Annotated in this window: 16 protein-coding genes and 1 pseudogene; 4 read left to right on the top strand and 13 right to left on the bottom strand. The window is 64.1% G+C overall.

Annotated elements, in window-relative coordinates; translation table 11 throughout:
- Positions 1-109: 109 nt before the first annotated feature.
- On the top strand, positions 110-1,603 hold the full coding sequence (locus JQ641_RS07960; RefSeq protein WP_211995440.1) for an NAD-dependent succinate-semialdehyde dehydrogenase: 1,494 nt from the start codon (positions 110-112) through the stop codon (positions 1,601-1,603).
- Between the two features lie 150 nt (positions 1,604-1,753).
- Here the strand turns inward: JQ641_RS07960 and JQ641_RS07965 are convergent, their stop codons facing one another.
- The 5 genes from JQ641_RS07965 to JQ641_RS07985 all read right to left on the bottom strand — a co-directional run bounded on the left by JQ641_RS07965 (position 1,754) and on the right by JQ641_RS07985 (position 7,993).
- The gene (locus JQ641_RS07965; protein WP_211995441.1) at positions 1,754-2,794 is read right to left on the bottom strand and encodes an alpha/beta fold hydrolase; all 1,041 of its coding nucleotides are present in this window, start codon (positions 2,792-2,794) and stop codon (positions 1,754-1,756) included.
- A 27-nt stretch (positions 2,795-2,821) separates the two neighbouring features.
- Positions 2,822-5,020 (bottom strand): SLC26A/SulP transporter family protein, encoded by a 2,199-nt coding sequence (locus tag JQ641_RS07970; RefSeq protein WP_211995442.1) that lies wholly within the window; start codon positions 5,018-5,020, stop codon positions 2,822-2,824.
- Between the two features lie 93 nt (positions 5,021-5,113).
- Positions 5,114-5,920: a crotonase/enoyl-CoA hydratase family protein gene (locus JQ641_RS07975; RefSeq protein WP_211995443.1), complete on the bottom strand. Its 807-nt coding sequence runs from the start codon at positions 5,918-5,920 to the stop codon at positions 5,114-5,116.
- Positions 5,921-6,091: 171 nt separating this feature from the next.
- Positions 6,092-7,006 carry a phosphoribosylaminoimidazolesuccinocarboxamide synthase gene (locus tag JQ641_RS07980; RefSeq protein WP_211995444.1) on the bottom strand — a complete coding sequence of 305 codons (915 nt, stop codon included), beginning with the start codon at positions 7,004-7,006 and terminating at the stop codon, positions 6,092-6,094.
- 69 nt (positions 7,007-7,075) lie between these two features.
- Positions 7,076-7,993 carry a pirin family protein gene (locus tag JQ641_RS07985; RefSeq protein WP_211995445.1) on the bottom strand — a complete coding sequence of 306 codons (918 nt, stop codon included), beginning with the start codon at positions 7,991-7,993 and terminating at the stop codon, positions 7,076-7,078.
- A gap of 190 nt (positions 7,994-8,183) precedes the next feature.
- Here JQ641_RS07985 and JQ641_RS07990 point away from each other — a divergent pair.
- A pseudogene (locus JQ641_RS07990) lies at positions 8,184-9,294 on the top strand (AraC family transcriptional regulator).
- 311 nt (positions 9,295-9,605) lie between these two features.
- Entirely contained in the window at positions 9,606-11,051 is a 1,446-nt protein-coding gene (locus JQ641_RS07995) for a serine hydrolase domain-containing protein (protein ID WP_211995446.1), read from the top strand.
- A gap of 192 nt (positions 11,052-11,243) precedes the next feature.
- Here JQ641_RS07995 and JQ641_RS08000 read toward each other — a convergent pair whose 3' ends face one another.
- Positions 11,244-12,614, bottom strand: a complete 1,371-nt coding sequence (locus tag JQ641_RS08000; protein ID WP_192736304.1) for an MmgE/PrpD family protein — start codon at positions 12,612-12,614, stop codon at positions 11,244-11,246.
- Positions 12,615-12,746: 132 nt separating this feature from the next.
- On the opposite strand from JQ641_RS08000, the gene JQ641_RS08005 reads away from it, so the two are divergent.
- Entirely contained in the window at positions 12,747-13,865 is a 1,119-nt protein-coding gene (locus JQ641_RS08005; RefSeq protein WP_211995447.1) for an FUSC family protein, read from the top strand.
- Positions 13,866-14,041: 176 nt separating this feature from the next.
- On the opposite strand, the gene JQ641_RS08010 is transcribed toward JQ641_RS08005, so the two are convergent.
- From JQ641_RS08010 to JQ641_RS08040, 7 genes are all read right to left on the bottom strand, one after another.
- Positions 14,042-15,367, bottom strand: a complete 1,326-nt coding sequence (locus JQ641_RS08010; RefSeq protein WP_211995448.1) for an SMI1/KNR4 family protein — start codon at positions 15,365-15,367, stop codon at positions 14,042-14,044.
- Between the two features lie 40 nt (positions 15,368-15,407).
- Positions 15,408-16,736 (bottom strand): SMI1/KNR4 family protein, encoded by a 1,329-nt coding sequence (locus tag JQ641_RS08015; RefSeq protein ID WP_211995449.1) that lies wholly within the window; start codon positions 16,734-16,736, stop codon positions 15,408-15,410.
- Positions 16,737-16,904: 168 nt separating this feature from the next.
- Positions 16,905-17,372, bottom strand: coding sequence for a DUF2867 domain-containing protein (locus JQ641_RS08020; RefSeq protein ID WP_211995450.1), 468 nt, complete (start codon positions 17,370-17,372; stop codon positions 16,905-16,907).
- On the bottom strand, positions 17,369-18,772 hold the full coding sequence (locus JQ641_RS08025) for an MATE family efflux transporter (RefSeq protein WP_211995451.1): 1,404 nt from the start codon (positions 18,770-18,772) through the stop codon (positions 17,369-17,371). The genes JQ641_RS08020 and JQ641_RS08025 overlap by 4 nt, the downstream gene beginning before the upstream one ends.
- Before the next feature lie 150 nt (positions 18,773-18,922).
- Complete coding sequence (gene murA / locus JQ641_RS08030; RefSeq protein WP_192736310.1) at positions 18,923-20,221, bottom strand: UDP-N-acetylglucosamine 1-carboxyvinyltransferase; 1,299 nt, start codon at positions 20,219-20,221, stop codon at positions 18,923-18,925.
- Positions 20,222-20,235: 14 nt separating this feature from the next.
- On the bottom strand, positions 20,236-22,671 hold the full coding sequence (gene gyrB, locus JQ641_RS08035; RefSeq protein ID WP_211995452.1) for a DNA topoisomerase (ATP-hydrolyzing) subunit B: 2,436 nt from the start codon (positions 22,669-22,671) through the stop codon (positions 20,236-20,238).
- Positions 22,672-23,062: 391 nt separating this feature from the next.
- Complete coding sequence (locus JQ641_RS08040) at positions 23,063-25,270, bottom strand: hypothetical protein (protein WP_211995453.1); 2,208 nt, start codon at positions 25,268-25,270, stop codon at positions 23,063-23,065.
- Positions 25,271-25,418: the final 148 nt, after the last annotated feature.

Consider the following 25,418-nt stretch of genomic DNA (forward strand, 5'->3'; position numbering starts at 1 on the left):
AATGACGATCATCAGCCGCGCGTTTCCGGCCGATGCATTGCCGGCTGAATAGGCCTATACTCGGATCAGTACCCCAAAAAATCCCAAGAAAACTCCGAGGAGTTACGCCATGAACCCGCCCGTCGCCGCACGCGCTTCGCAATCCGCCCCCTCCCTGCGCGACCGCCTGAAGGATCCCTCGCTGCTGCGCGAGCAGTGCTATATCGACGGCGCCTGGACCGGGAAGGCGTCAAAGCCGGTGACCAATCCGGTCAACGGCATTGAGCTCGCAAAAATTCCGGTCATGAGCACCGCGGAGACGACGCAGGCGGTTGAGGCCGCCGAGCGCGCGTTCCCGGCCTGGGCCAAGCTGACCGCCAAGGCGCGCTCCAACATCCTGCGCAAATGGTTCGACCTGATCATCGCCAACCGCGAAGACATCGCGCTGATCCTGACTTCGGAGCAGGGCAAGCCGCTGACGGAGGCGCTCGGCGAAGTCGATATCGGCGGCGCCTATGTCGAGTTTTTCGCCGAGGAAGCCCGCCGCGTCTATGGCGAAACCATTCCGACCCAGCGCGCCGATGCGCGGTTGCTGGCGATCAAGCAGCCGATCGGCGTCTGCGGCGCGATCACGCCGTGGAATTTCCCCTGCTCGATGATCACCCGCAAAGTCTCGCCGGCGCTGGCTGCGGGTTGCACGGTCGTGCTGAAGCCCGCCAATGAAACCCCGCTGACGGCGCTGGCGCTGGTGGCGCTCGCGGAGAAGGCCGGCGTGCCGAAGGGCGTGTTCAACATCCTGACCGGCAATTCCTCGGCGATCGGAAAGGTGCTGTGCGAGCACCCGGCGGTGCGCTTCGTCGGCTTCACCGGCTCGACCGAAGTCGGCAAGATCCTGTACCAGCAGGCTGCCGTCGGCGTGAAGAAGCTCGGCCTCGAACTCGGCGGCAACGCGCCGTTCGTGGTGTTCGACGACGCCGATATCGATGCCGCCGTCGAAGGCGCCATCGTTTCCAAGTATCGCAACATGGGCCAGACCTGCGTCTGCGCCAACCGCATCTACGCCCAGGACAAGATCTACGACCAGTTCGTCGAAAAACTCTCGGCCAAGGTCGCGGCGATGAAGATCGGCGACGGCACCGAAGCCGGCGTGGTGCAGGGCCCGCTGATCAACATGGAAGCGGTCGACAAGGTCGAGAAGCACATTGCGGATGCGGTCAAGGGCGGCGCAAAAATCGTCACCGGCGGCAAGCGCCATGCGCTCGGCGGCAGCTTTTTCGAGCCGACGGTGCTCGCCAACGTCAAGCCCGACGCGCTGGTTGCGCACGAAGAGACCTTCGGGCCGCTGGCGCCGGTGTTCCGCTTCACGGACGAGGCCGACGTGATCGCATTGTGCAACGCCTCGCCGTTCGGTCTGGCGTCATACTTCTATTCGCGCGATCTCGGCCGGGTCTGGCGGGTCGCCGAGGCGCTGGAGTCCGGCATGGTCGGCGTCAACACCGGACTGATCACCACCGAAGTCGCACCCTTCGGCGGGGTCAAAGAGTCCGGCCTCGGCCGCGAAGGCTCGCATCACGGCATGGAAGAATATGTCGAGATCAAATACGTGATGATGGCGGGGATTTAACCGCTGTCGTCCCGGCCTTGAGCCGGGACCCATACGCCGTGCAAGCAGTGGTTACGGGAAGTGGTAATTGCCTGCACTCTATCGGAGTGCCCCAAACTGCACCCTGGGGTTATGGGTCCCCGCCTTCGCGGGGACGACAAGTGGATAGAGTTACGCCTGAAGCCCATCCATAAACTCCCTCAGCCGCGGCGCCCATTTATGGGCGTCGAGGCCTGAAGCCGAATGGCCGAGTTCGCTGTCGAGCAGGAAATAATCGGCATCCACGCCGGCGGCCTTCAGCCCCTGCATCACGCCGGGCGCGATGTCAGGCGGAAACAATTTGTCCGTCCGCGACAGCACAAACAGAACCTTCGATTTGATCTGGCCGAATTGCCCCGTCACGTCGAAGCCGCGCAGCGCTTTGGCAAGAATGATCAGCGAGTTGGCGTCGAATCCCTCTGCCCAGCGCGCCGCCTCGTCGCGGATCGCGGCTTCGATCTCCGCGGGATCGGACATCGTCGCTTTCAGGCGGGTCTCGATGCCGTAGGTCTTCAGCGTCGCCATGCGGATCTGGGTCATCGTCTCCAGCACACCGCCGCGATCGTAGTAATCGCCGCCGTTCCAGTTCGGGTCCTTCGACAGCGCTCCGAGCAGGCGCGCGACATTGCCCTCGGATCGTTCGCGCGGCACCAGTGGCGAGGTGACGACGGCGGCGATCCCCTTCATCGCGTCGGGATAGTTGACGGCCCATTGCAGCGCCTGGAATCCGCCATAGGACGGGCCGACGATCGCAACCAGTTTTTCGATGCCGAGATGATCGAGCAGCAGCCGCTGTGTGCCGACGATGTCGCTGACATTGATGTCAGGAAATCGCGGCCCGTAAGGCCTGCCGGTTGCGGGGTCGATACTCCCGGCATTGGTCGATCCGTAGGAGGAGCCCAGCATGTTCGGGCAGATCGCAAAATAGCGGTTGGTGTCGACAGCCTTGCCAGGTCCGACGATCTCACTCCAACTGCCTTCGCCCGTCGTGCCGCCGGGATCGATGATGTGCGGGCCGCTGGTGTTGCCATGTGTGACCAGCACCGCATTGCTGCGGTCGGGCGCCAGCGTGCCAAGCGTCGCATAGGCGATCGTCACCTCCGGCATCACGGTGCCGCTTTGCAGGCGATAATCGCGGGTGGAAAAGGTCTTCGCGTCGGCCAGTGCCGTCATATGCCAATCCGGAAGTGAGGAAGCGTTCTATCGCCGTAACACTGCAATGGTGCGATTGGCAAAAGTAAGCCGTTCGGCCATGACAGATACGAAATAGGTCAGCAGCTTCTGGCTGAGCGAGGGATCGTCGATCTTGAGCGCTTCAAACTGATGCGCGCTGAGGACGTACAGGACACTCGCGACCTCGGCTTGAATCGTCGCACTGCGTTGCGCTTGCGACACCAGGCCCATCTCGCCGATCGTCGTGTAGCGGCCGAGGCTGCGAACCCGCGTGCTTCCTTCGTCCGCCGGAACCATGACACCAACGCGGCCGTCCAGGATGAAATGCATGGAATCGGCGGCGTCGCCGGCGCTGACAATGATCTCTCCGGCGTCGATCTCGACACGCTCGCAGCGATGCATCAGCGCCACGGCGTCGCGCGGGGTTCCGAGAATCTGCGTGAACCAGTCACGCAGATTGGCCTCCTCCAGCTCGTGCCCTTGATGCTTCGCGATGATCTCGTTCTCGCATTGCTCCAGTGCACGATCGAGCTCAGGTACGATACGAACCCGGCCGGTGATGAATCCGCTCGACCGCAGCGCCTTCTCGGCGAGTTTTGGCAAATGAACCAGCACCAGTTCGATGTGACGCTCGTCAGCGCTGCGCTTGATCTGGGCAAAGCTGTAGGCCGCCGATGAATCAAACCCTGTAACCAGCTTGAAGTCGAACACCAGATAGCGGCATTCCGGACGCTGCCCGAGCAGCGCCTTGACGTGCTGGTAAAGCCGGTTGGCGGAACCGAAGAACAGATAGCTTTGCAGATTCAGGCCCTGGATCTGTCCGCCATGCGCCGTCAGAACCGTCTGGTCGTCGCGCGAACGATCCAGCGAACTGCGATATTCGGAGCCGTCAAAGCTGAATTTGATTGGATCGATCCGTGCGGCCGTGAACGCGAATGTCGCGCAGCCGATGACGACGCCGATCAGCACGCCGGCGACAAAGCCCCACTGCAGGATGATGACGATGATCGCCAGCAGGGAGACATATTCGGTCTTGGTCAGGCGCCGCCGCGATTCGATGATCCATTTGTGCAGCTGATCGGCGCCCAGATAGATCAGCAGACCCCCGAGCACGAATTTCGGCATATAGCCGAGCAGAACCGGAGCGACCGCCAGCATCAGCACCGAGATCGCGGCCACCGTCAGGCCGGCGAGCCGGCCGGTCCCGCCGCTGCTGAAGTTGAGGATGGTGCGGCTCACCGAGATGCAGCCGGTATAGCCGCCGAACGCGCCCGACAGGATGTTGGCAAGGCCGGTGACGTTCAATTCGCGCTCGAGATTGGCTTCGCGGTGCGCGACAACCTCGATGCCCGCGGTGTTGAACAGCGTACTCGACGCCGTGACGAAAATGACGGCGACGAGATTGCCGAGCAGATCCGGCACGGCATGCCAGGGATAGCGGGCCATTTCCGCCGTGCTCCACGGCAGCATGATGCTGACGGTCGGGGGTGGTTGAAATGTCCATCCCGAGGCCTGCGCTTCTGCCGAGTTGAATCCTGCCAGCCAGAAAGCGATATGCCCAGCGACCACGCCCCCGACCAGCATGGCCGGCAGGCCAAACGAGGTGCGGGTGCGATGCCAGGTCAGATACAGCGCCAGCGCCATGGCGCAGGCCGCCGCCAATTCGGACAGGGTCAGGATGTTGGCGAACTGATCGAGCGTCGTCAGCTGAAGGCGATGGCCGGTGATGACGCGGATCGCCCCCAGGATGATCAGGCAGGCGGTGGCGCCGAGGAACCCGCCCACGACGGGATAGGGCACATAACGGATCGCGCGGCCCATCCGCGTCACCCCGAAGCCGCACAGCACGATGCCGGTGACAATGGCCGAAAGCCCAAGCGTCATCAGTGCCGGGGCCAGCGGCGATGCCGAGGGATCGCTGGCGATGACGTGCTCGACCAGCGACGCCGCCAATATTCCGGTCATCGCCGCGGTGGAACTCTCGGGCGCCGCAATCGCGAACGGGAAGGAGCTTCCCCAGGCGATGACCGCGGCGAGGATCGCCGAGGAGATGAAGGTCGCGGCAAGTCCGTAGGACAGATATGGCGCCAGCGGGCCGGTAAAAATCAGCAGCGAATACGACAGGCCAAATGTAATCGTGAGGACACTGGCGGCGCTGCCGCCGAGAATGTCATTGAAGGCCTTCCGAATGAACTCCGGCTCGCCTTTGAGAGATCGACTGACCACGCCCCGTTTGCCCCCGGCACCCCTGCCAGTGGTAGAGACCGCAGACAGAGATCACAACGTTATTCTTGTGACGGGGGACGCGTGACGGCGCCGTCAGTCGTTCGCTGCGTCTCCGCCGAACGCGCCATGGCGGCCGGCGCCGGACGCGAATCGTGCAGCGCCTGAGAGTGTCTCGCCCGAGGCGATCACCTTCAGCCCGCCGCGCATTTCGTTGGCGATGGCGTCTTCCTCCGCGAGGTCCCATTGCCGCAGCGCCGACAGCCGGTCGGCGCGCATGCAGGTCTGCGGGAAGGCCGCGATTTCCCTGGCCAGCGCAATGGCCTGTGCAACGGCCTCGCCTCTTCGCACCAGTCGATTGGCCAGGCCTATGCGCAACGCCTCCGGCCCGCCGACCGGGCGTCCGGTCAGGATCAGGTCGATGGCCTGGGAATGGCCGATCAACCGCGGCAGGCGGATGGTGCCGAGATCGATCAGCGGCACGCCGAACCTGCGGCAGAAGATGCCGAAGGTGGCGTCCTCGGCGACGACGCGCATGTCCGCCCACAGCGCGAGCTCCATGCCGCCGGCGACGGCAAATCCCTCGACCGCGGCGATCACGGGTTTTGACAGCCGCAACCGGCTCGGCCCCATCGGCGCAATCGAGTCATGGCCGCCGAGCTCGCGCTTCTTGTTGGGATCGCCCGCCGCCACCGCCTTGAGGTCGGCGCCGGCGCAGAAATAACCGCCGGTGCCGTTGAACACCGCAACCGATGCCGCTTCATCGGCGTCGAACGCCAGAAACGCATCGTAGAGCTTGCGCGCGGTCGCGCCGTCGACGGCGTTGCGGCAATGCGGACGGTTGATGGAAACAATGGTCACCGGTCCATCGCGTTCGACCAGCACGGAATCGGTTTCGGTCATGGCGGGCGCTCCCATTTTGATTTTATGGGGCGAGCCTAGCATTGCCGGATTATTGCCGCACCAATGCTGTGTAGGGTGGGCAAAGCGAAGCGTGCCCACCATTTCTTGCCTTGCCCGTGATGGTGGGCACGGCGCAAGTGCGCCTTTGCCCACCCTACGCGATGATGCCCGTCAGATCTTCAGCTCAGTCCCCGTCACACGGCGATACGCTTCCAGATAGCGCTTGCTGGTGGCGTCGACCACGCTCGCCGGGAGCGGTGGGGGCGGGGCGTCGCCGTTCCAGCGGCCGGCGCGGCGCTCGACGTCGAGGTAATCGCGAAGCGGCTGCTTGTCGAAGCTCGGTTGCGGCTGGCCCGGCTTGTAGACATCGACCGCCCAGAACCGCGAACTGTCCGGCGTCATCACCTCGTCGATCAGGATGATGCGGCCGTCGCCGTCGCGGCCGAATTCGAACTTGGTGTCGGCGATGATGATGCCCTGCTTGCGGGCGGTCTTCTCGCCGTATTCGTAGATGGTGCGCGCCATACGCTCCAGCGTGGCGGCGACCTCGTCGCCAAGGAGCTCGCGGACGCGCGCGACCGTGATGTTCTCGTCATGCCCGGTCTCGGCCTTGGTTGCCGGGCTGAAGATCGAAGGCTCCAGCTTCTCGCTCTCGACCAGGCCCGCCGCGAGCTTCTCGCCGGCCAGCGTGCACGATGCGGCATATTCCTTCCAGGCCGATCCCGAGATGTAGCCGCGGATCACGCACTCAACCGGGAAGACGGTGGTGCGCCGGCAGAGCATCGCGCGTCCGGCGATGTCGGCGCGGTGCGCCTTCAGCGCCGGCACCTGCGCGATGATCTCGTCGGCATCGGCGCTGATCATGTGATGCGGCACGACATCTGCGAGCTGCCGGAACCACCAGGCGCTGATCTGGGTCAGCACCGCGCCCTTCATCGGAATGGTTTCAGCCATCACGACGTCGAACGCGCTGATGCGGTCGGTGGTCAGCAGCAGCACGCGGTCGTCGCCGACGGCATAGATATCGCGGACCTTGCCGCGCCCGATCCGTGGCAGGGGCAAATCGCTGGCGAGCATCGCGTTCATGGTGTCATGCTTTCAAAAGCGTTCGCGCGGGCAAGGCGCGGGCGGTGGAGTTGTTAGCGGAGGGATAGCTCACTCCGGCAGCGGAATGAACTCGTGTTCCTGGGGAACATGGGCAAAACGGCCGGTTTTCCAGTCCTGTTTGGCCTGTTCGATCCGCTCCTTGCTGGAGGAGACAAAATTCCACCAGATATGGCGCGGGCCCTCCAGCGCGTCGCCGCCGAGGAACATCATCCGCGTCGGCTTGATCGCCTTCACGGTGATGCGGTCGCCGGGCCGGAAGATCAGCAAGCGCGGCGCCTCGTAGCGCTCGTTCGCGATCTCGACTTCGCCATCGACCACGTAGATGGCACGCTCCTCGTGGTCGGGGTCGAGCGGGACGCTGGTGCCGGCGGTGGCCGTCACCTCGCTATAGAACCACGGCGATACCATCGTGACCGGCGATTTCACGCCGAAGCCGCTGCCGGCGATGATGCGCGCGGTGAAGCCGCCATCGTTCACGGTCGGCAGGCTGTCGGCGGCGTAATGCTGGAACGACGGCGCGATTTCCTCCGAGCCTGCGGGCAGCGCGATCCAGCTTTGCAGGCCCAGCATCTTCTGGCCGTCGCGGCGCTGCACGTCGGGTGTGCGTTCGGAATGCGCGATGCCGCGGCCGGCGGTCATCAAATTCATCGCGCCGGGCTGGATTTCCTGGATGTTGCCCTCGCTGTCGCGGTGCATGATGCTGCCGTCGAACAGATAGGTGACGGTGGCGAGCCCGATATGCGGATGCGGGCGCACGTCCATGCCGTTGCCGGCGATGAACTGCATCGGGCCGAAATGATCGAAGAAGATGAAGGGACCGACCATCTGCCGCTTGCCATGTGGCAGCGCGCGCCGCACCACGAATCCATCGCCGAGATCGCGGGTGCGCGGCACGATGATGAGGTCAAGCGCGTCGCAGGTTTTGGGATCGCCGAGCACGGGATCGTTGGAAGGTTGCCAGCTCATGAGAAGCTCCTTTGCATTTGCGGCGATCATAGCAGCACTTGTCCCGCGTCGTCCAAACACACTATCGTCGGTCCCGGCTTGATCGCATCAAAGAGACGGCGGTAAGCCGACAATCTTGCAAAAAATTGAATCGTGCGCCGATCTGCACTAAAAGCGGTTTGCGCGGCTGACCGCGCTTCTGGGTCGATCGATGCTGCTGTCCACAATCGACATCGCCTTGCGCGGCGCCATCGTGGCGCTGCTGCTGGTGCTCGCGGCATCGCTGTTTCGCGGGTTCGGCACCGTGCTTTCAGGGCGGCTGGCGGCGGCGTTCGCTCTGGGATCGGCCGCGCACGCGGTGAGCTATTCGATCGGCTGGACGTCGCCGGTCTCGCCAGCGCTTGCACCAGTGATCGCGCTCTCGACCGGCAATGTCGTTGTCTTCTGGCTTCGCCCGCGCCTTGTTTGATGACGGGTTCAAGCTGCGCTGGTGGCACGCTCTGATCTGGATTGTGGTTGTCGTCCTTAGCTTGACGAATTGCCTGTTCATCGCACCAATCGCGATGATGCGGAACAGCTTCGTCGTTGGCGAGGGGGTGGTAACCATCGTCTTCGCGATGCGAAGCTTGTTCGTGGCGATTAATTTGCTTGTGCTCGGCTTCATTGCCATGGCCGTTGTCCAGACCATCGCGTCGTGGTCGACCGATCTGGTCGAAGGCCGCCGGCGCGTCCGTGTCTTCATTGTGAGCGCGGCGGCGCTCTATGGCGGGCTAAATGCGGTGTTGCAGATAGTGCTGTCCGGCAATGGCGCGACCGAAATCGCCAACACCTTGAATTCGGCGGCCCTGGCTGCGGTGGTTGGGTCGATCGCGATCGCGATGATGCGCGTGGATGGCGCCGATCTGTTTCCGGTCGCGCCCGAAGCAAGGGCGGATGCCGGCGAATCGGCCATGGCCGAATCCAGCGCCGCCGACCAGAAACTCACCGATGCGCTGATGCGCTTGATGGCCGATGAGCGCATCTACCGCCACGACAACATCACGATCGGCGCGCTCGCGACCAAGCTTGGGATTCCCGAATACAGATTGCGGCGGCTGATCAACCAGCGGCTCGGCTACCGCAATTTCAATGTCTTCCTCAACAACCACCGGATCGAGGAGGCCAAGGCCGCGCTGTCAGACCCGACGCAGGCCGAAGTCCCCGTCATCACCATTGCGATGGACGCCGGCTTCCAGTCGCTCGGCCCGTTCAACCGGGCCTTCAAGGCCGTCACGGGCGTGACTCCGACCGAATATAGGCGGCAGAACGCTTCGGCAGTTTGATCGGTGCCTCTTCCCCTCTCCCCTTGTGGGAGAGGGTGGACGCGATGCGAAGCATCGCGGACGGGTGAGGGGTTCTCTCCTCACGGTAGGGCTAGAGATGAGGATAGAGACCCCTCATCCGGCGCGCTTCGCGCGCCACCTTCTCCCACAAGGGGAGAAGGGAAGCACGGGCCGTCATCCGTAGATTCTTGTAATTCCATCACAATTTCAAAATCGGCGAGACGCCCGTCAGTTTCGGCCAGCCCGATTTTCAAATCCGGCGAGCGGCCAGCAGCCCCTTCGCCAACATGCCCGGCACGCGCTCATGCGTCATGCCGGAGGCCAATGTGTTCAGACGAAACCTGCTGCTCATCCTCGCGACCACCGCGCTCGGCGCCTTGGCGCTCTCGGCGGCGTGGGCACGCGATGTTCCCAAAATTGCCACCGGCTTTGTCGCCAACATCCTGTGCTCGGAGACCTTCGTGTCCGGCCAGCAGCCGGACCGGATCTTTCGCGAAACCACCGCCGCGATGCCCGGCGTCAGCCTGATCACCTGGGCGATGGACTATCGCGTCGATCGCACGCGGAAGGAAACCAGCGTGACGTTGCTCGGCCTCGGCCGCAGCCACGCGGTCTACCGCGAAGGTCTCGGCTGCTATCTCGATCACGGCGGTGCGGTCGCCGAAATCGCGGTGCCATCAATCGAGGTCAGATCATCGCAGGCGCTGTTGCCCGAAATCGCAGGGCCTTCGGTCGTCGCGCCAGCCAATCTCCAACTGGCGGCCGCGCTCGATCGCGCCTTTGCCGAGCCCGAGCAGCCGCCGAAGCGTGCGACCAAAGCGATTGTGGTGCTTAGGGATGGCCGCGTCGTCGCCGAGCGTTATGCCGAAGGTTACGGCATCGACACGCCGATCCTCGGCTTCTCCGCGACCAAGTCGGTGATGTCAGCGCTGACCGGCATTCTGGTGCGCAAGGGCGCGCTGACGCTCGACCAGCCCGCGCCGGTTGCGGCGTGGCAAGGCGCTGATGATCCCAGGTGTGCGATCACGGTGGATCATCTGCTGCGTCACACCGCAGGGCTGGCGCTCGGCAGTTCGCTGCAAGCCTCGCTCGGTTCGGTGTTCGAGCCGGTCAACCGGATGAAGTTCATGGAATCAGACATGGCTGCATATGCCGAGAGCGTTCAACTCGAGACGCCGCCCGGCAGCCAATGGAATTACAATGACGGCAATACCGTCATCCTCTCACACCTGGTCCGCGAAGCGGCAGGCGGCAAAGCGGCGGACCTGCTGCGGTTCGCGCGCGCCGAATTGTTCGCACCGCTCGGCATGCGCAACGTCACCATCGAGTTCGATGCCGCAGGCAATGCGGAGGGATCGAGCCAGATGCTGGCGACCGCGCGCGACTGGGCGCGCTTCGGTCAGCTCTATCTCAATGACGGCGTGGTCGGCGGCAAACGCATCTTGCCTGAGGGATGGGTGAAATATTCGGCCTCGCCGACGCCGAAAGCCTGGGTCGGCATCGGCGCCGGCTTCTGGACCAATCTCGGCGACAGCTTTGGCGCCAACTATCGCAGCCAGCACGGCTGGCCGCGCGATGCCTTCTTCGCCAAGGGAACGATGGGGCAATATGTCATCATCATCCCCAGCGAAAAGCTCGTCATCGTGCGGCTCGGCCGCTCGCCGAACGGGCCACCGGAGGCGGATGGCGTGTTCAGGTTGGTCAGCGACGTGGTCGCGGCGGCGGGCGACAAAGCGAAAGTAGCGCGCGGTCATTGAAGGGCGTGGCAGTTTTCCCTTCTCCCCTTGTGGGAGAAGGTGGCGCGAAGCGCCGGATGAGGGGTTCTATCCGCAACGCAAACTATGCCGTGAGGAGAGAACCCCTCACCCGTCTCAATCGTGCTTCGCACGATTGATCCACCCTCTCCCACAAGGGGAGAGGGACGACCGTGGACGTGGCGCTAGCTCTGCTTACTGCCGTCCCAACTGCGTGGCCTTCGCGACGCGATCGAATCGCTCGAGCGAGAGGATCGCGTCCGCAAGCTGGTCGGCGCGGCCGTTCAGCACCGGGCGGGCGAGGGTGAGGAATTTCTGCTGCATCGCTTGCGCGTCCGGGAATGAATCCGGCTCGCCGGAGGGGTCGGCGTAGAGCCGCTCATGCACGGCATCGTCTGTCGTGATGGAGACGCGCGCGCCGAAGGGATGGGTGCGGCCGATCTCAAGGCGATCGTCCTGCACCACGTCGAACTTGTCGGCGAGCGCGTTGACGGCGGCGTCGCCGAGCCGTTCGTAATCGTCCCAGCCGAAGCGGCCCTGGTCGAGCGCCAGCGCGCCGGTGAAGAACATCGAGAACTGCCCGCCGACGATCGATGTCGGATGGCGCTTGGTGGCGGCATCGCCGGTCAGCGTGATGCCGTTGCGGTGCAGGCCGATCTCAACGCGCTTGATCTGGTCCGGCGTCAGATTGTGCTCCCGGCGCATCGCGATCAGCGCGTCCAGCGCGGCATGGGTGTAGCGGCAACTCGGATAGGGCTTTACGCCAATTCGAAGCGTCTCATAGGTCTTGCCGAGGCCGGCGGTCGCCTTGTCCGGATGTGCGTTGTCGCTGTAGCCGACGAGCAGGCCATGCTTGCCCTCGACCGACTCGCTCGAACCGACAAAATCGTTGCGCGCCAGGGTAGCCGCGATCACGCCGTTCATTGCGGCGGCGCCGACCTGATAGCGCTTGTTCCAGGCGCCATTGACCAGAAATTGCAGCGAGCCGGCGGCCTGGCTGCCGGAAACACCAAACGCCGAGACGATCTGATCCTTCGACAGGCCGAACAGCTTTCCGGCGGCAGCGGCGGCGCCATAGGTTCCCGCGGTCGCGGTCGGATGGAAGCCGCGCGCATAATGCGAGGTGGGGTCGAGCGCGTTGCCGAGCCGGCAGCACACTTCATAGCCGGCGACGATGGCGGTGAGCACGTCGCGGCCCGACGCGCCGACCATCTCGCCGACCGCGAACGCCGCCGGCACCACGGGCGCGCTCGGATGCAGCGAGGAATCCGCGTGGGTGTCGTCAAAATCCAGTGAATGGCCGAGCGCGCCGTTGAGCAGAGCGGCGACCGCGGGCGTCCAGGTTTTGCTGTCGCCGAACACGGTGGATTCACCCTTGCCGTCCAGCGCCAAGGCTTCCAGCATCTTCAGCAGCGAGGCCGTGGATTCCGCATCGCGCCGCGCCCGGATCGTGCTGCCGAGGAAATCGAGCGTCAGCACCTTGGCGCGCGCCAATACCTCCGGCGGAATATCCTCGAACTTCAGATTGGCGACATAGGAGGCGAGCGTTGCGGTTTCGTTGGCCATCGTGTTTCCTCGTTTTGGCCCGCAGGGTAGGCGGGCTGAATCCACCTTTCAAGCCGTCTCCGGGTCGCGGGCACCAGCTATGCTAAAGCTCATTTACAGGCAGGATCGCCTGCAGATTGCGGAATGGAGCGCATGGCTGGCTTTCTGAAGCGCGTGGCGGCTCGCGTTCGGTCGCGGCGGACGCAACTGGCGCTGGCTATCCGGGTGACGGTGGCGGCGGTTGTGGCCTACACCATCGCGAACGCCTTGCATCTGACGCTGCCGCTATGGGCCGTTCTGACCTCCCTCATCGTCACCCAGATGAGCGTCGGGCGGTCGCTGAAGGCGACCACGGACTACATGCTGGGGACGATCGGCGGCGCGATCTACGGCGGAGCGCTTGCGGTGCTGATTCCGCATTCGAGCGAAGCGGCCCTGCTGGCGTTGCTGGTGCTGACGGTGGCGCCGCTGGCCTATATCGGATCGCTCAATCCCAGCCTGACCGCGGCCACGGTGACAGGTGTCATCGTATTGTTGATCCCGGAGATGCACCACACCAGTCCGCTGGCTTCCGTGATCGATCGCCTGATCGAGGTCACCGTCGGCGCGTCCACCGGACTTGCGGCTTCCTTTCTCGTGCTGCCGTCACGGGCGCATCGTCAGATCCGCGCCAATGCGGCGCGCCTGATCGAACTGATCGCGGGCGCATTCTCGCAATTGCTGGCTGGCCTGACGCATGGTCTCGACAACGACGCGGCGCACCGGATCCAGGACGGCATCGGTGCTGCGGTGACGGCCTTGCACGCGATGGGGCAGGAAGCCGAGCGCGAACGCGCAGCGCGTCTATCATCAGGGCCGGACACCGGCCCGCTGCTGCGGACCATCCTGCGGCTGCGTCATGACGTCGTGATGATCGGAAGGGAATGTCTGATCGCATTGCCTGCGAATTTGCAGGCGCGGCTGGATACGCCCTTGTCCGGCGTGCGTGAGGCGATCGACGCCCATCTGCGCGCGTCGGCGGCCGCATTGCGCAGCGGCGCCAGCCCGCCGGTGATCGACCCCGTGCAATTCGCGCTGCAGGGCTACGCGGAGGAGGTGGCCTCGGTTCGCCGCGATGGCCTGATCCGCGTCCTGCCGGGCGATGTCGCCGAGCGCTTCTACGCACTCGGATTTTCGCTGGAGCAGATGCGCCAGAATATCGGCGATCTCGATCGCTGCGTCGCGGAGTGGTCGGCAAAGCCGCCGATGAAGCCAACTGGAATCGAAAGCTAGACCAATGTTGCGTTGTTGACGGGCCTCGTGGTTCGACCGGCGATGTTTCGCATCGTCCGGAGACGCGCGGCCTTGCCGCGCTCCTCACCATGAGGGTCTAAGACGTCATCCTGAATTGCTAGACCCTCATCCTGAGGAGCCGCGGAGCGGCGTCTCGAAGGATGTGGCCACCGACCCTAATCGATGTACACACCCAGAAAATTGAGGATGACAGCATCGCGTTTCGCGATGCCGTCGGTCAGTGCCTTCAATGCGGCGTCGAAGCTGGGCGTTGCCTGTTCCAGTTCGAAGGCGCCGTCATGGTCCCATTGGAAGCACCAGCCGAAGCGCTCGCCCTGCCCGAGATTGATCACCAGGCAGCGGCTGTGATGGGCGGGTTCGGCGACCGGCAGCAGGTCGCGCGCGGCAACGCCATACTCCTCGCGGAAGTAGGCGTCGACATTTTCCGGATCGTCCTCGGTGAGCGCGATGAAGTTGAACAGATTGCTGCGCTGGGTCGCCAGTTCCGTCGGCCGGTAGAAGCACAATTCGGCCGAATCGTCCGGCAGCCGGACCTGCAATTCGCTCTCGCCATGCTGCGCGAGGAATTCGCGGTATTCTTTCGGCAGTCTGGCGCCGAGTTCCTCCTCGGCCTGAAGCAGGTCGCTTTCGCTCACCGCCTTTTTGGTGTGCCAACGCCAGCCCTTGTCGGATTCCGATATGCCTTTTCGCCGCGCGACATAGTCGGCATAGGCCGGCAGCTCGACGATCTCTTCGAAGCCGGCAAACTCGCGAAACTTATAGGCGTAATCGAAAGCTTCTTCCTGCCGTTCCGGAAAGTGCCTGACCAGAATTATCGCGCGCTGTGCACCGCGGTCCACGCTTGCGTCGACCCTGCGGGCCTCTTCGATTGCCTCCAGCGCGGCATTCGGATCATCGGCGCTCAGATGCGCCCAGCTCAGGACTTCCAGCGTGCGGGCCTCGAGGTCGCTTTCCCTGATTGACCAGGCGTAATACGGCGTCCTGGCCGCACGGCGGGCCACGATGGTGTCGCGTCCGCGTTCGGCAAGCTTCATGATCCCTTCATCGTCCTGATCGTCGAAATAACCGTGGTTGGCGGCGAGCAGGAGATAGAGCGGTTCATTTGCCGCCGGCGTGTCCCGAAGCGCGGCAAGATGTTTTGCCTGCGCTTCGAGGGATTCGCCCAGCGCTGCCAGCATCAGGTCGTCGAGGCCCTTTTGCCAGTCGGGCTTGGGCTCTGGGTCCGGCAGCAGATTGCGCAGCGTGTAATCCGTGTGCGTGGTTTCCATGTAGCCGGCCGCGACGAGTTCGGCGGCTTGCCGGCGGAACGCCGCGACGGCGGTTTCCATGTCGGAAAATTCCTCGCGCAAATACTGGTCTTCCCCGGGTTCGAGGTCCTCACGCATGAGGATGCCCAGAACGATCGGAACGTCGCCGGGAATTAACAGCAGCTCCCTGTCATCATCCCCCGGCGGGCGGTGAAAGAATTTTGCCAGATACATGTGGGAATCTCCGAACGCGCGGGCACAACGCCGCTGATGGTCAGTCGAGATAAATGCCGAGAAAACCGAGCATGGCGGCATCGCGCTTCTCGATGCCGGAGGTCAGCGCCTTCAGCGCGGCGTCGAAGCTGGGCGCGGGCTGTGTGAGTTCCCAGCTGCCATCATGGTCCCACTCAAAGCACCAGCCAAAGCGTTCGCCCTGCCCAAGATTGATCACCAGGCAGCGGCTGTGCTGCGAGGGCGCGGCGACCGGCAGCAGATCGCGCGCGGCCACGCCGTACTGCTCGCGGAAGTATGCGTCGACCTTTTCCGGATCCTTCTCGAAGCGCGTGATGTAGTTGAACACATTGCTGCGCTGGGTCGCCAGTTCCGTCGGCCGGTAGAAGCACAGTTCGGCCGATTCTTCCGGCAGCCGGACCTGCAATTCGGTCGAGCCGTATGTCGTGAGGAACTCCCGATAATCCTTCGGCAGCTTGGCGCCGAGCGCTTGCTCGGCCTGCAACACGTCGCTTTCGCTTGCGGGCTTCCTGGTGTGCCAACGCCAGCCCTTGTCGGATTTCGATTTGCGTTTTCTCCGTGCGACATAGTCGGCATAGGCCGGCAGCGCGATGATGTCTTCGTAGCCGCCAAACTCGTGATATTTGTAGGCGTCATCGAAAGCCTCGTCCTGCCGCTCCGGAAAATGCTCGACCAGAAGCGTCGCGCGCTGCACGCCGCGGTCCTGGCTTGCGTCGATCCGGCAGGCCTCTTCGATCGCCTCCAGCGCGGCCTTTGGATTATCGGCGCGCAGATGCGCCCAGCTCAGAACCTCCAATATTCGGGCCTCGAGGTCGCGATCCTCCATCGACCAGAAATAGTGCGGCGTCCTGGCGGCGCGGTGGGCGGCGATGGTGTCGCGGCCGCGTTCGGCAAGCGCAATGATCTGGTCGTTGTCCTGATCGTCGGCATAGAAGTGATGGGCGGCGAGCCAGAGATAGAGCGGCTGGCTTGCCGCCGGCGTATCCCGAAGCGCGGCAAGATATTTGGCCTGCACGTCAAGCGGCTCGCCCAATGCTGCCAGCATCAGATCGTCGAGGCCTTTTTGCCAGTCGGGCTTGGGCTGCGGATCCGGCAGCAGATTGCGCAGCATGTAATCCGTGTGCGCGGTCTCGATATAGCCGGCTGCGGTAAGTTCGGCGACTTGCCGGCGGAACGTGGCGACGGCGGTCTTGGGTTTGGAATATTCCTTGCGCAGGAACTCGTCTTTTTTCCGCGCGCCCGGCGCCTCGTTCATATACTTGCCGATGACTGTGGGCTTGCCGCCGGGGTGGAACACCAGACCGCGGTCATCATCGCCCGGCGGGTGGTGAAAGAACTTTGCCAGACGCATGAGGGTCTCCGAACGCGGGGGCGCTAGGCCGCAGGCAGAAGCTGCAGCCGACGCAAAAGGGTCGTGCGGCCACGGCCGTCAGCCGCGGTCTCCCGGTTTCAGTCGCAGGTTCGGAACAACAGGTTCACGCCGGACAACAGGCCCGTCAGGCCCGCTTATGTGCCCGATTCAGGCCGCAACCTGACGCAGCAGGCTGCGGACGATCAGCCGGTGAAACGGCATGATGACGGCCAGATAGGTCCGCCCCAGCCAGTTGTGCGTCAGCACCAGCGTGGTCGCGGTGACCTCCCGGGCGGCGCCTGATGTCGCGACGTCGACAACGATTCGGAAATCCAGGTGTTTGTCGTTGAAGCCGGCGACCAGCCGTTCGGGCTGCTCGCTCACGATCGGGAATATCCCGACCATCTCTCTGGGGGTCGAACTTGCGCCTGACGTCTTGAGGCCAAACGGCGTCACCAGAATGTTGCGCAGGGTCAGCAGCGCTTCGGCCCATCGCGGCTGCCGCGCCATCATGCGCTCGGCCGCCTGCCGCGCATTGAGGGCGCGATCGCCGATTTCGATACGGAAAGCATCGGCGAACTGCGCGCCGGGCAGTGTGTTCGGGTCGATGGCGGGTGTGACTTCACGAACGGTCATTGCAACGCCAGTCTGTTCGACAGCAGGCGGAAGCGCCAGATCAGCAGAATAGCAAACACGACGGTGCCGACAGACAATCCGACCCAGACGCCACCGGCGCCAAGCGATGTCCGAAATCCGAGCGCCCAGGCGCAGGTAAAGCCGATCCCCCAATAGCTGAGGGTCGCGAACAACAGGGGTATGCGCGTGTCGTTCATCCCGCGCAGGGCGCCGTTGGCGACGGTCTGAATCCCGTCGGTGATGAAAAAGGTGGTTCCGACCAGCAGCAGCGTTGCCGTCAGCGTCGCCGTGGCGTCGACGGCTTCGCCGAGGAACAGCTCGGCGATCGTGAATCGCCCCAGCATCACGGCGAGCGTCATCGTCGCCATGAACGCCGTCCCTAGCAGGATCGCGACATAGCCAGCGCGCCTGACGGCGTCGCGGTCGCGGCGCCCGACCGCATGCCCGACCCGGACCGTCGCCGCCATGCTGATCCCGAACGGCACCATGTAGAGGATGGCCGCGATCTGCAGGGCGATCTGGTGCGCGGCGAGCGCGGTGGTTGAGATCAGGCCCATCAGCAGGCCGGCCGCGCCGAACAATCCGTATTCGAGCATAAACGCCATCGAGATCGGCGCGCCGATGACGACGAGTTTGCCCATCAACGGCCAGTCGATCCGCCAGATGCGGCCCAGCACATGATATTTGCGGAACGGCCGGCGGCGCGCGGTGAACCACAGCCCGGCGAGGAACGTTCCGAGATTGACGATGCTGGTCGCAAGTCCCGCGCCGAACAGCCCAAGCTCAGGCAGGCCCCATTTGCCGTAGAGCAGCGGATAGACCAGCAGCGCATTGGCGGGGATCGCGGCCAGCGTGATCCACAGCACCGGCTCAGGCCGGTTCACTGCGCTCATGAAGCCGCGTATCGCGATGAACCACAGCGCCGGCAGGATGCCCCAGGCGAGGCCGAACAGATATTGTTGCGCAAGCTTTGCGGCAGCTGGCGCCTGGCCGAGCGCGATCAGGATCGCCTCGCCGCGGAACGGCAGGATCATCAGCGGCGCCGAGATCAGCACCGCCGCCCACAACCCGACGCGCAGCGCTCGCCGCACCATGCGCGGGTCGCGCGCGCCGAAAGCCTGTGCCGCCAGCGGCGCCACGGCGGACACCAGGCCAAGGCCGAACGTGAAGATCACGAAGAAGACGGTATGCGCAAGGGCTGCCGCAGCGACCGCTTCGCCGCCGAGCCGGCCGATGAACGCCAGATCGGTCGTCATCATCGCGATCTGCCCGAGCTGCGTCAGCGCCAGCGGCACCGCAAGCTTCAGTGTTTCGGCGAACTCCTCAGCGACATGGCCGCGCGTCCGCGCCGCCGGGGCAGGCGCGAGCGAGGTTGCGTCGATTTTGTCGAGCGAGGTCATGGATCAGGACTAACACGGCGAGGGGCCGAAAAAGTGACGGTGGCTTGCGGTAGATTTTGGTTTTGACGCGTTTTCTACGCAGATAAGTCTACGCAATCTGCGTAAACTTGATTGCTATGCGAACCGGCGTCCACTTCGCTTGAAAACGCTCTATCCGCCGTCTCGCGCCGGCACCCGCGTAATCCTGGCGCCGAGTGCATTGAGCCGTTCCTCGATCCGCTCATAGCCGCGTTCGATCTGGTCGGCATTGTTGATGGTCGAGGTGCCTTCCGCGGCCACCGCCGCCAGCAGCATCGCCATGCCGGCGCGGATATCGGGCGACGTCATCAACGCCCCGCGCAGCCGGCTCGGGCCCGCCACGATGGCGCGGTGCGGGTCGCACAGCACGATGCGGGCGCCCATCGAGATCAGCTTGTCGACGAAGAACATCCGGGATTCGAACATCTTTTCGAACATCAGGATCACGCCGTCGCATTGCGTGGCGGTGACGATGGCGATCGACATCAGGTCGGCGGGAAAGGCCGGCCATGGCTGGTCTTCGAGCTTCGGCACATGGCCGCCGAAATCATCCTGGATCTTCATGGTCTGGCCGGACGGCACCACGAGATCGTCGCCTTCGACGCCGCAGACGATGCCGAGCCGCTCAAAGCCCATCCGGACCGAGCGCAGATGCTCGACGCCGGCGCGGGCGATGCGCAGCGGCGAGCGCGTCACGGCAGCGAGCCCGATCAGCGAGCCGACCTCGATATGGTCGGGCTGGATCGCGTAGCTGGTCCCGCCCAGCGTCGCCGGCCCGTGGATGATGATGGTGTTGGTGCCGATGCCCTCGATCTTGGCGCCGAGCGCCACCAGGAAGTTGGCGAGGTCCTGCACATGCGGCTCGGAGGCGGCGTTGCGCAGGTGCGTGGTGCCGTGGGCGGCGACCGCAGCGACCAGTGCGTTTTCGGTAGCGGTGACGCTGGGCTCGTCGAGGAAGACGTCGGCGCCCTTCAGCCGCGAGGCGCGGAATTCCAGCCGGTGCGTCGCCGTGACGGTGGCGCCAAGCTGTTCGAAGGCCAGAAAATGCGTGTCGAGGCGGCGGCGGCCGATCACGTCGCCGCCGGGCGGCGGCAGCGCCACCTCGCCGCAACGGGCCAGCAGCGGGCCCGCCAGCAGGATCGAGGCGCGGATCCGCGCGCAAAGTTCAGGATCGAGATCGGCGGCGCGAATTTCCTTGGCGTGGATCTTCAGCGTATTGCGCTGTACCCACTCGGCCGACGCGCCGACCGAACGGATCAGTTCGACCAGCGTCTCGGTATCGCGAATCCGGGGAACGTTTTCGAGCGTGACCGGATGGTCGGTCAGCAGCGCCGCCGCGATGATCGGCAGCGCCGCGTTCTTGTTGCCCGACGGCTCGATCGTGCCCGCAAGCCGGTGGCCGCCTTCAACGATGTACTGGATGGGCGCCACTGGAACTCCGTGCATCACACGTCGACATTGGCGCTGAGCGAGTTATCCTGGATGAATTCGCGGCGCGGCTCGACCACGTCGCCCATCAGCTTGGTGAAGATGTCGTCGGCCTCATCGACCTCCTTGATCTTCACCTGCAGCAGCGAGCGCTCGTTTTTATCGAGCGTGGTTTCCCAGAGCTGCTCCGGATTCATCTCGCCGAGACCTTTGTAGCGCTGCAGCGCCACGCCCTTGCGGCCGCCATCGGTCACCGCTTCGAACAGGCTGATCGGCCCGTGGATCGCGATCTCGGCATCCTTGCGGCGCAACAGGCCCGGCTTCGGATAGGCCTCCTGCAGCTTCGCCGCGTAATCGTCGAGCTTGCGGGCGTCGGCGGAGCCGAGCAGCGCGTCGTCGATGATGGCGGCATCCTTGACGCCGCGGACGGTGCGTTCGAACAGGAACCCTTCACCCTCCGTAAAGCGTCCGCTCCAGCCGCGCTCGACTTCGTCGGTCAGTGCATCGAGCCGCTTGGCGATGTAATCGGCGGCGGCATTGGCGGTGCCGATGTCGCTTGTGATCTTCGGGCTCAAGACACCGGCGATCGCGGCCTGCTCGACCACCATGCGGTTATAGCGGCTGTGCAGATTGTGCAGGATGCCGCGGATGATGCGCGCGTCCTCCACCAGTGACAGCAGATCGCGGCCGCCGCGGTCCGAGCCCGTGGCCGGCTTGAACACGCAATCGTCGAGGCCGGTTGCGATCAGGTAATCCTCCAGCGCGCGCTCGTCCTTCAGGTACTGCTCGGACTTGCCGCGCGTAACCTTGTAGAGCGGTGGCTGGGCGATAAACAGATGCCCGCGGTCGATCAATTCGCGCATCTGGCGATAGAAGAACGTCAGCAGCAGCGTGCGGATATGCGAGCCGTCGACGTCGGCGTCCGTCATCAGGATGATCTTGTGGTAGCGCAGCTTGTCGGCGCTGAAATCGTCGCTGATACCGGTGCCGAGCGCTGCGATCAGCGTGCCGATCTGTTCGCTGGACAGCATTTTGTCCATGCGAACGCGCTCGACGTTGAGAATCTTTCCCCGCAGCGGCAAGACCGCCTGGAATTCGCGGTTGCGGCCCATCTTGGCGCTGCCGCCTGCGGAGTCACCCTCGACGATGAACAATTCGGACTTGGCGGGATCTCTTTCCTGGCAGTCGGAGAGCTTGCCGGGCAGCGAGGAGCTGCCGAGCGGGCTCTTCCGGGTCAGTTCGCGCGCCTTGCGGGCGGCTTCGCGCGCGGCGGCGGCCTGGATCACCTTGCCGACGATGACCTTGGCCTCGGACGGGTGTTCCTCGAACCACGCCGCCAGCGCTTCGTTGAGCACGTTCTCGACCACCGGGCGCACTTCCGAGGAGACCAGCTTGTCCTTGGTCTGCGACGAGAATTTCGGGTCGGGCACTTTGACCGAAAGCACCGCGGTGAGGCCTTCGCGGCAATCGTCGCCGGTCAGCGCGATCTTTTCCTTTTTGGCGTTGGCCTCGGCATAGCCGTTGACCTGGCGCGTCAGCGCGCCGCGGAAGCCGGCCAGATGGGTGCCGCCGTCACGCTGCGGGATGTTGTTGGTGAAGCACAGCACGTTCTCGTGGTAGCTGTCGTTCCACCACAGCGCGGCCTCGACGCCGATGTCGTTCAGTTCCGCGCGCACCATGATCGCGGCGGGCACGATCGCCTTCTTGTTGCGGTCGAGATATTTGACGAATTCCTCGACGCCGCCGGCATATTGCATCACCTCGCGCTTTTCGACCGCGTGGCGCATGTCTGATAGCACGATATTGACGCCGGAATTCAGGAACGCGAGCTCGCGCAGGCGATGCTCCAGCGTCGCGAAATCATACTCGACATTGGTGAAGGTTTCGGACGACGCAAAGAACGTCACCTCGGTGCCGCGCTTGCCATTGGCTTCACCCACCACCTTGAGCGGGGCAACGGAATCGCCGTGGGCGAATTCGATGTAATGCTCCTTGCCGTCGCGCCAGACGCGCAGCTGCAGCTTGCTCGACAGCGCGTTGACGACGGAGACGCCGACGCCGTGCAAGCCGCCGGAAACCTTGTACGAGTTCTGGTCGAATTTTCCGCCGGCGTGCAGCTGGGTCATGATGACCTCGGCCGCGGAAATGCCTTCGCCCTTGTGGATGTCGACCGGAATGCCGCGGCCGTCGTCACGCACGGTCACCGAGCCATCGGCATTGAGCACAACTTCGACCGCGCTGGCATGACCGGCAAGCGCTTCGTCGATCGCATTGTCGACGACCTCGTACACCATGTGGTGCAGGCCGGATCCGTCATCGGTGTCGCCGATATACATGCCCGGCCGCTTGCGCACGGCGTCGAGGCCCTTCAGCACCCGGATCGATTCCGCACCATATTCAATCGGAATGGGATGCTCAGTGTCGGCAGGTGTCTGCCGGGCAGGTTCTGTCATGTAAGGCCTTCGAGGTGTCCCGAATCAGCTGCGCAATATGAGGCGCTGATTGCTCTATTTGTGCCATGAAAGAGGCGATGCGCCTAGCGCAAAGTCTCGATCCACAAGCTATTGAATAAATGGTGTTTTTTGTCGCTCTTTCAAGGCGCTCAAAGGGCGATTCGGCGGCCTCTGAAAAGGACGATTCGAAGGATGATTCCGAGCCTCGAAGTGCCTGTTTTTGAGACGTCGTCGCGGCAGAGAATGGCAGGCTGCAACGGACCTGCCGAAGAACGGCGCAGCAGGCGGGTTGTTGCCGGAGAACCGATTCCCCTCACCGGAAGGGGCTCGGCCTACCGTCATCGGCCGCGTGCCCGGGGCGCAAGCGCCCGCGAGCACGCCGCGCCAGGTTTCAATACATCTGCAGCGACAATGCCTCGCCGCTCGGGGGAATGACCAGAGCCCAGGCGCCGTCGGCCGTCACCTCGATGGTGTCGTTTCGGGTGGGCTGGCCCGCGACTTTCACCGAATATCGGTGCTTGCCCGGCGGCAGTTCGAGGATCGGGGGCTTCGGCGATTGCAGCCCGCCTGCGCCGGCGGCGACCTTGATCGTCTGCTTGTTGATGGTAACGGCAGCTTCGCTGCCGCCGTGATTGCCGAACATGAGCTTGGCCTGGCCCGGCCTCGGCATCATGTCAGCTTTGGCGGCGACGGCAGGATACTTCTGCACGAGGCTGACCGAGGTCTCGTCCTTGGCTCGGCCAAGCTTCAACAACGCCGGCCCGTCGGGAGAGGTGAATGCCAGCTCGACGCGGTCCGCCTGCACGACGGCGCGCTCCGCCAATTCCTTCCATTCGCGTTTGCCGAGTTCGCGACGATAGAAGGCGAGCACGGTGCTCAGTTCCGCTGGAATGCTGGCGTCAAGCTGCCTGCGGAACCGGGCGTCGCTGCCGGGCAGCTTTCCACTCGCCGACGTGCTCATCGCGCTGCGCTGCGTCGGCACCGGAAAGGGCGCGTCGGGGTCGGCTTCGAGATTCTGCACCGCCGCTTTGGCGGCTGCGCCGCCAGCCGCCTGATCGCCTGCCGCGCCGGGCTTGGCGGCCATCTTGGCATCGGCCATCACCAGCGCCGATCCGTAGCCGCTGATCTTCACCCTCGGACCCATCTGCATGACAGTGAACGACATCGACTTGCCGCCTTTGGAGAACTCCATCACGGCCATCGCGGCATGGTTTATCGGCGAGGGCTTCTCTTTCCAGCCCTGAGCCTTCAGCGCGCCGCTATAGAACGCCGCGACCGCTCTCACGGTCGAGGGGGAATAAAAATCGAGGCGGCCATCGGCGGCTTCGAACTTCACCTCTTCGGCGTTCTCGGGCAGCGGTACGGGTTTCGAATTGTCCGCAAGGGTGCGAAGCGGCGCGTCCGACAGCTTGGCGGCCTGGGCCACCCGCCGCACTTCGTCCGCCGCGATGATCTCCTTTGCCATTGTCGCTGCATCGCTGAGAAACTTCGCGTCGGCTTCCTTCTTGGCCTTGGCGCGTGCGGCGAGGGCGGCTTCCTTCATTTGAGTCGCGATATTGACCATCGTCATGTCATATCGGCGGCTGAACTTCAGCGTGGCGGTTTGCTCGGCCGAGGAAAAATTCAGCGTGACGTTGTCCGGAGTGACGACGGCGCCGCGCGTCTCTTCCGTCCAGCCCCGCGCCGCAAACGCGCGGCGATAAAACGCCAGCGTTGCGGGAAGCTCGGCTACGACGCCGATGTCCAGGCTGCGGTCGACCGAATTGGAATCACCGGAACCGCGCAGGCTCTGGGTTGTCTTCGGTATCGGCAGGCCGGACACGTCGTCAGCAGCTTCGAGCTTTTCCGGCATCGCAAATGGCGCAACCCGGATCTCCACGCCGGTCCGTCCGTCGTCGCGGCGCTGCAGTGTCAGCATGACGGGCCGCTGCTGATCAGAGTCATTCTTGGCATCATGGCTGTAATAGGCGCGCACGCCGTTCTCGACCGTCTCGCTGAGCTGCGCGTTCGGCCAGCGCGCGGCTGCCTCCGCGGCTTCGAGCGGCCTCCACCCGATCGCTTCCATCTCCTTGCGGAAGAAGTCGAGCGTTGCGTCGAACCCGTTCGGGGCGATGCAGCCGAGATAGGGCCGCCGCTCATCGTAGAAGATGTCGACAGCACCTGGCGGAAACGGCACGTTCGCATAAATTGGGATGTAGCTATTATAGGACAGGGTGGATTGCTTGCCCTGCCAGACGCTCATACTCAGTCCTTGCCGTCCCCTCTTGAAGGCCAACGAGGAGGTGCTTTCGAGCGGGCGCACATATTGCACCCAGCCGTCGGCGGCCAGCGATTTCTTGGTTGCCGCGGCCGCGGCCGTGACCGCGACGGAAGCCGGAATGTCGTAGGTCAATCGATAGGTTTTGTCGTGATGGGTTTTGGTCTCGGCCGTTTTTTCCACGGCGCCTTCGGGCCGCGGCAGGGTGCGGACATCGACCATGGCGTCACCGGTGTAATCATCGGCGCTGGCAGCCACTGGCACGCCGGCGATCACCGCGAGGGCGAACGCAAACAGGTGTTTTCGTGCCGGGACCAGCGTCCCGCGCGTCGTTCCAAACATGGGTATCTCCGGTATTTGCCGACGCCTGACGCGCAGCAGTGATCGAGCGCGCCGATGGCGCGATTGCTGTAATCTAGTCGCGCCGGTGGACGTCGAGGTTCAACCGGCCTCTTGCCGGCTCAGGCGCGGCGGTTTGGGCGGAATGGAG

This window comes from Bradyrhizobium sp. JYMT SZCCT0180 (assembly GCF_018130165.1).
In the GTDB taxonomy this organism is placed as follows: domain Bacteria; phylum Pseudomonadota; class Alphaproteobacteria; order Rhizobiales; family Xanthobacteraceae; genus Bradyrhizobium.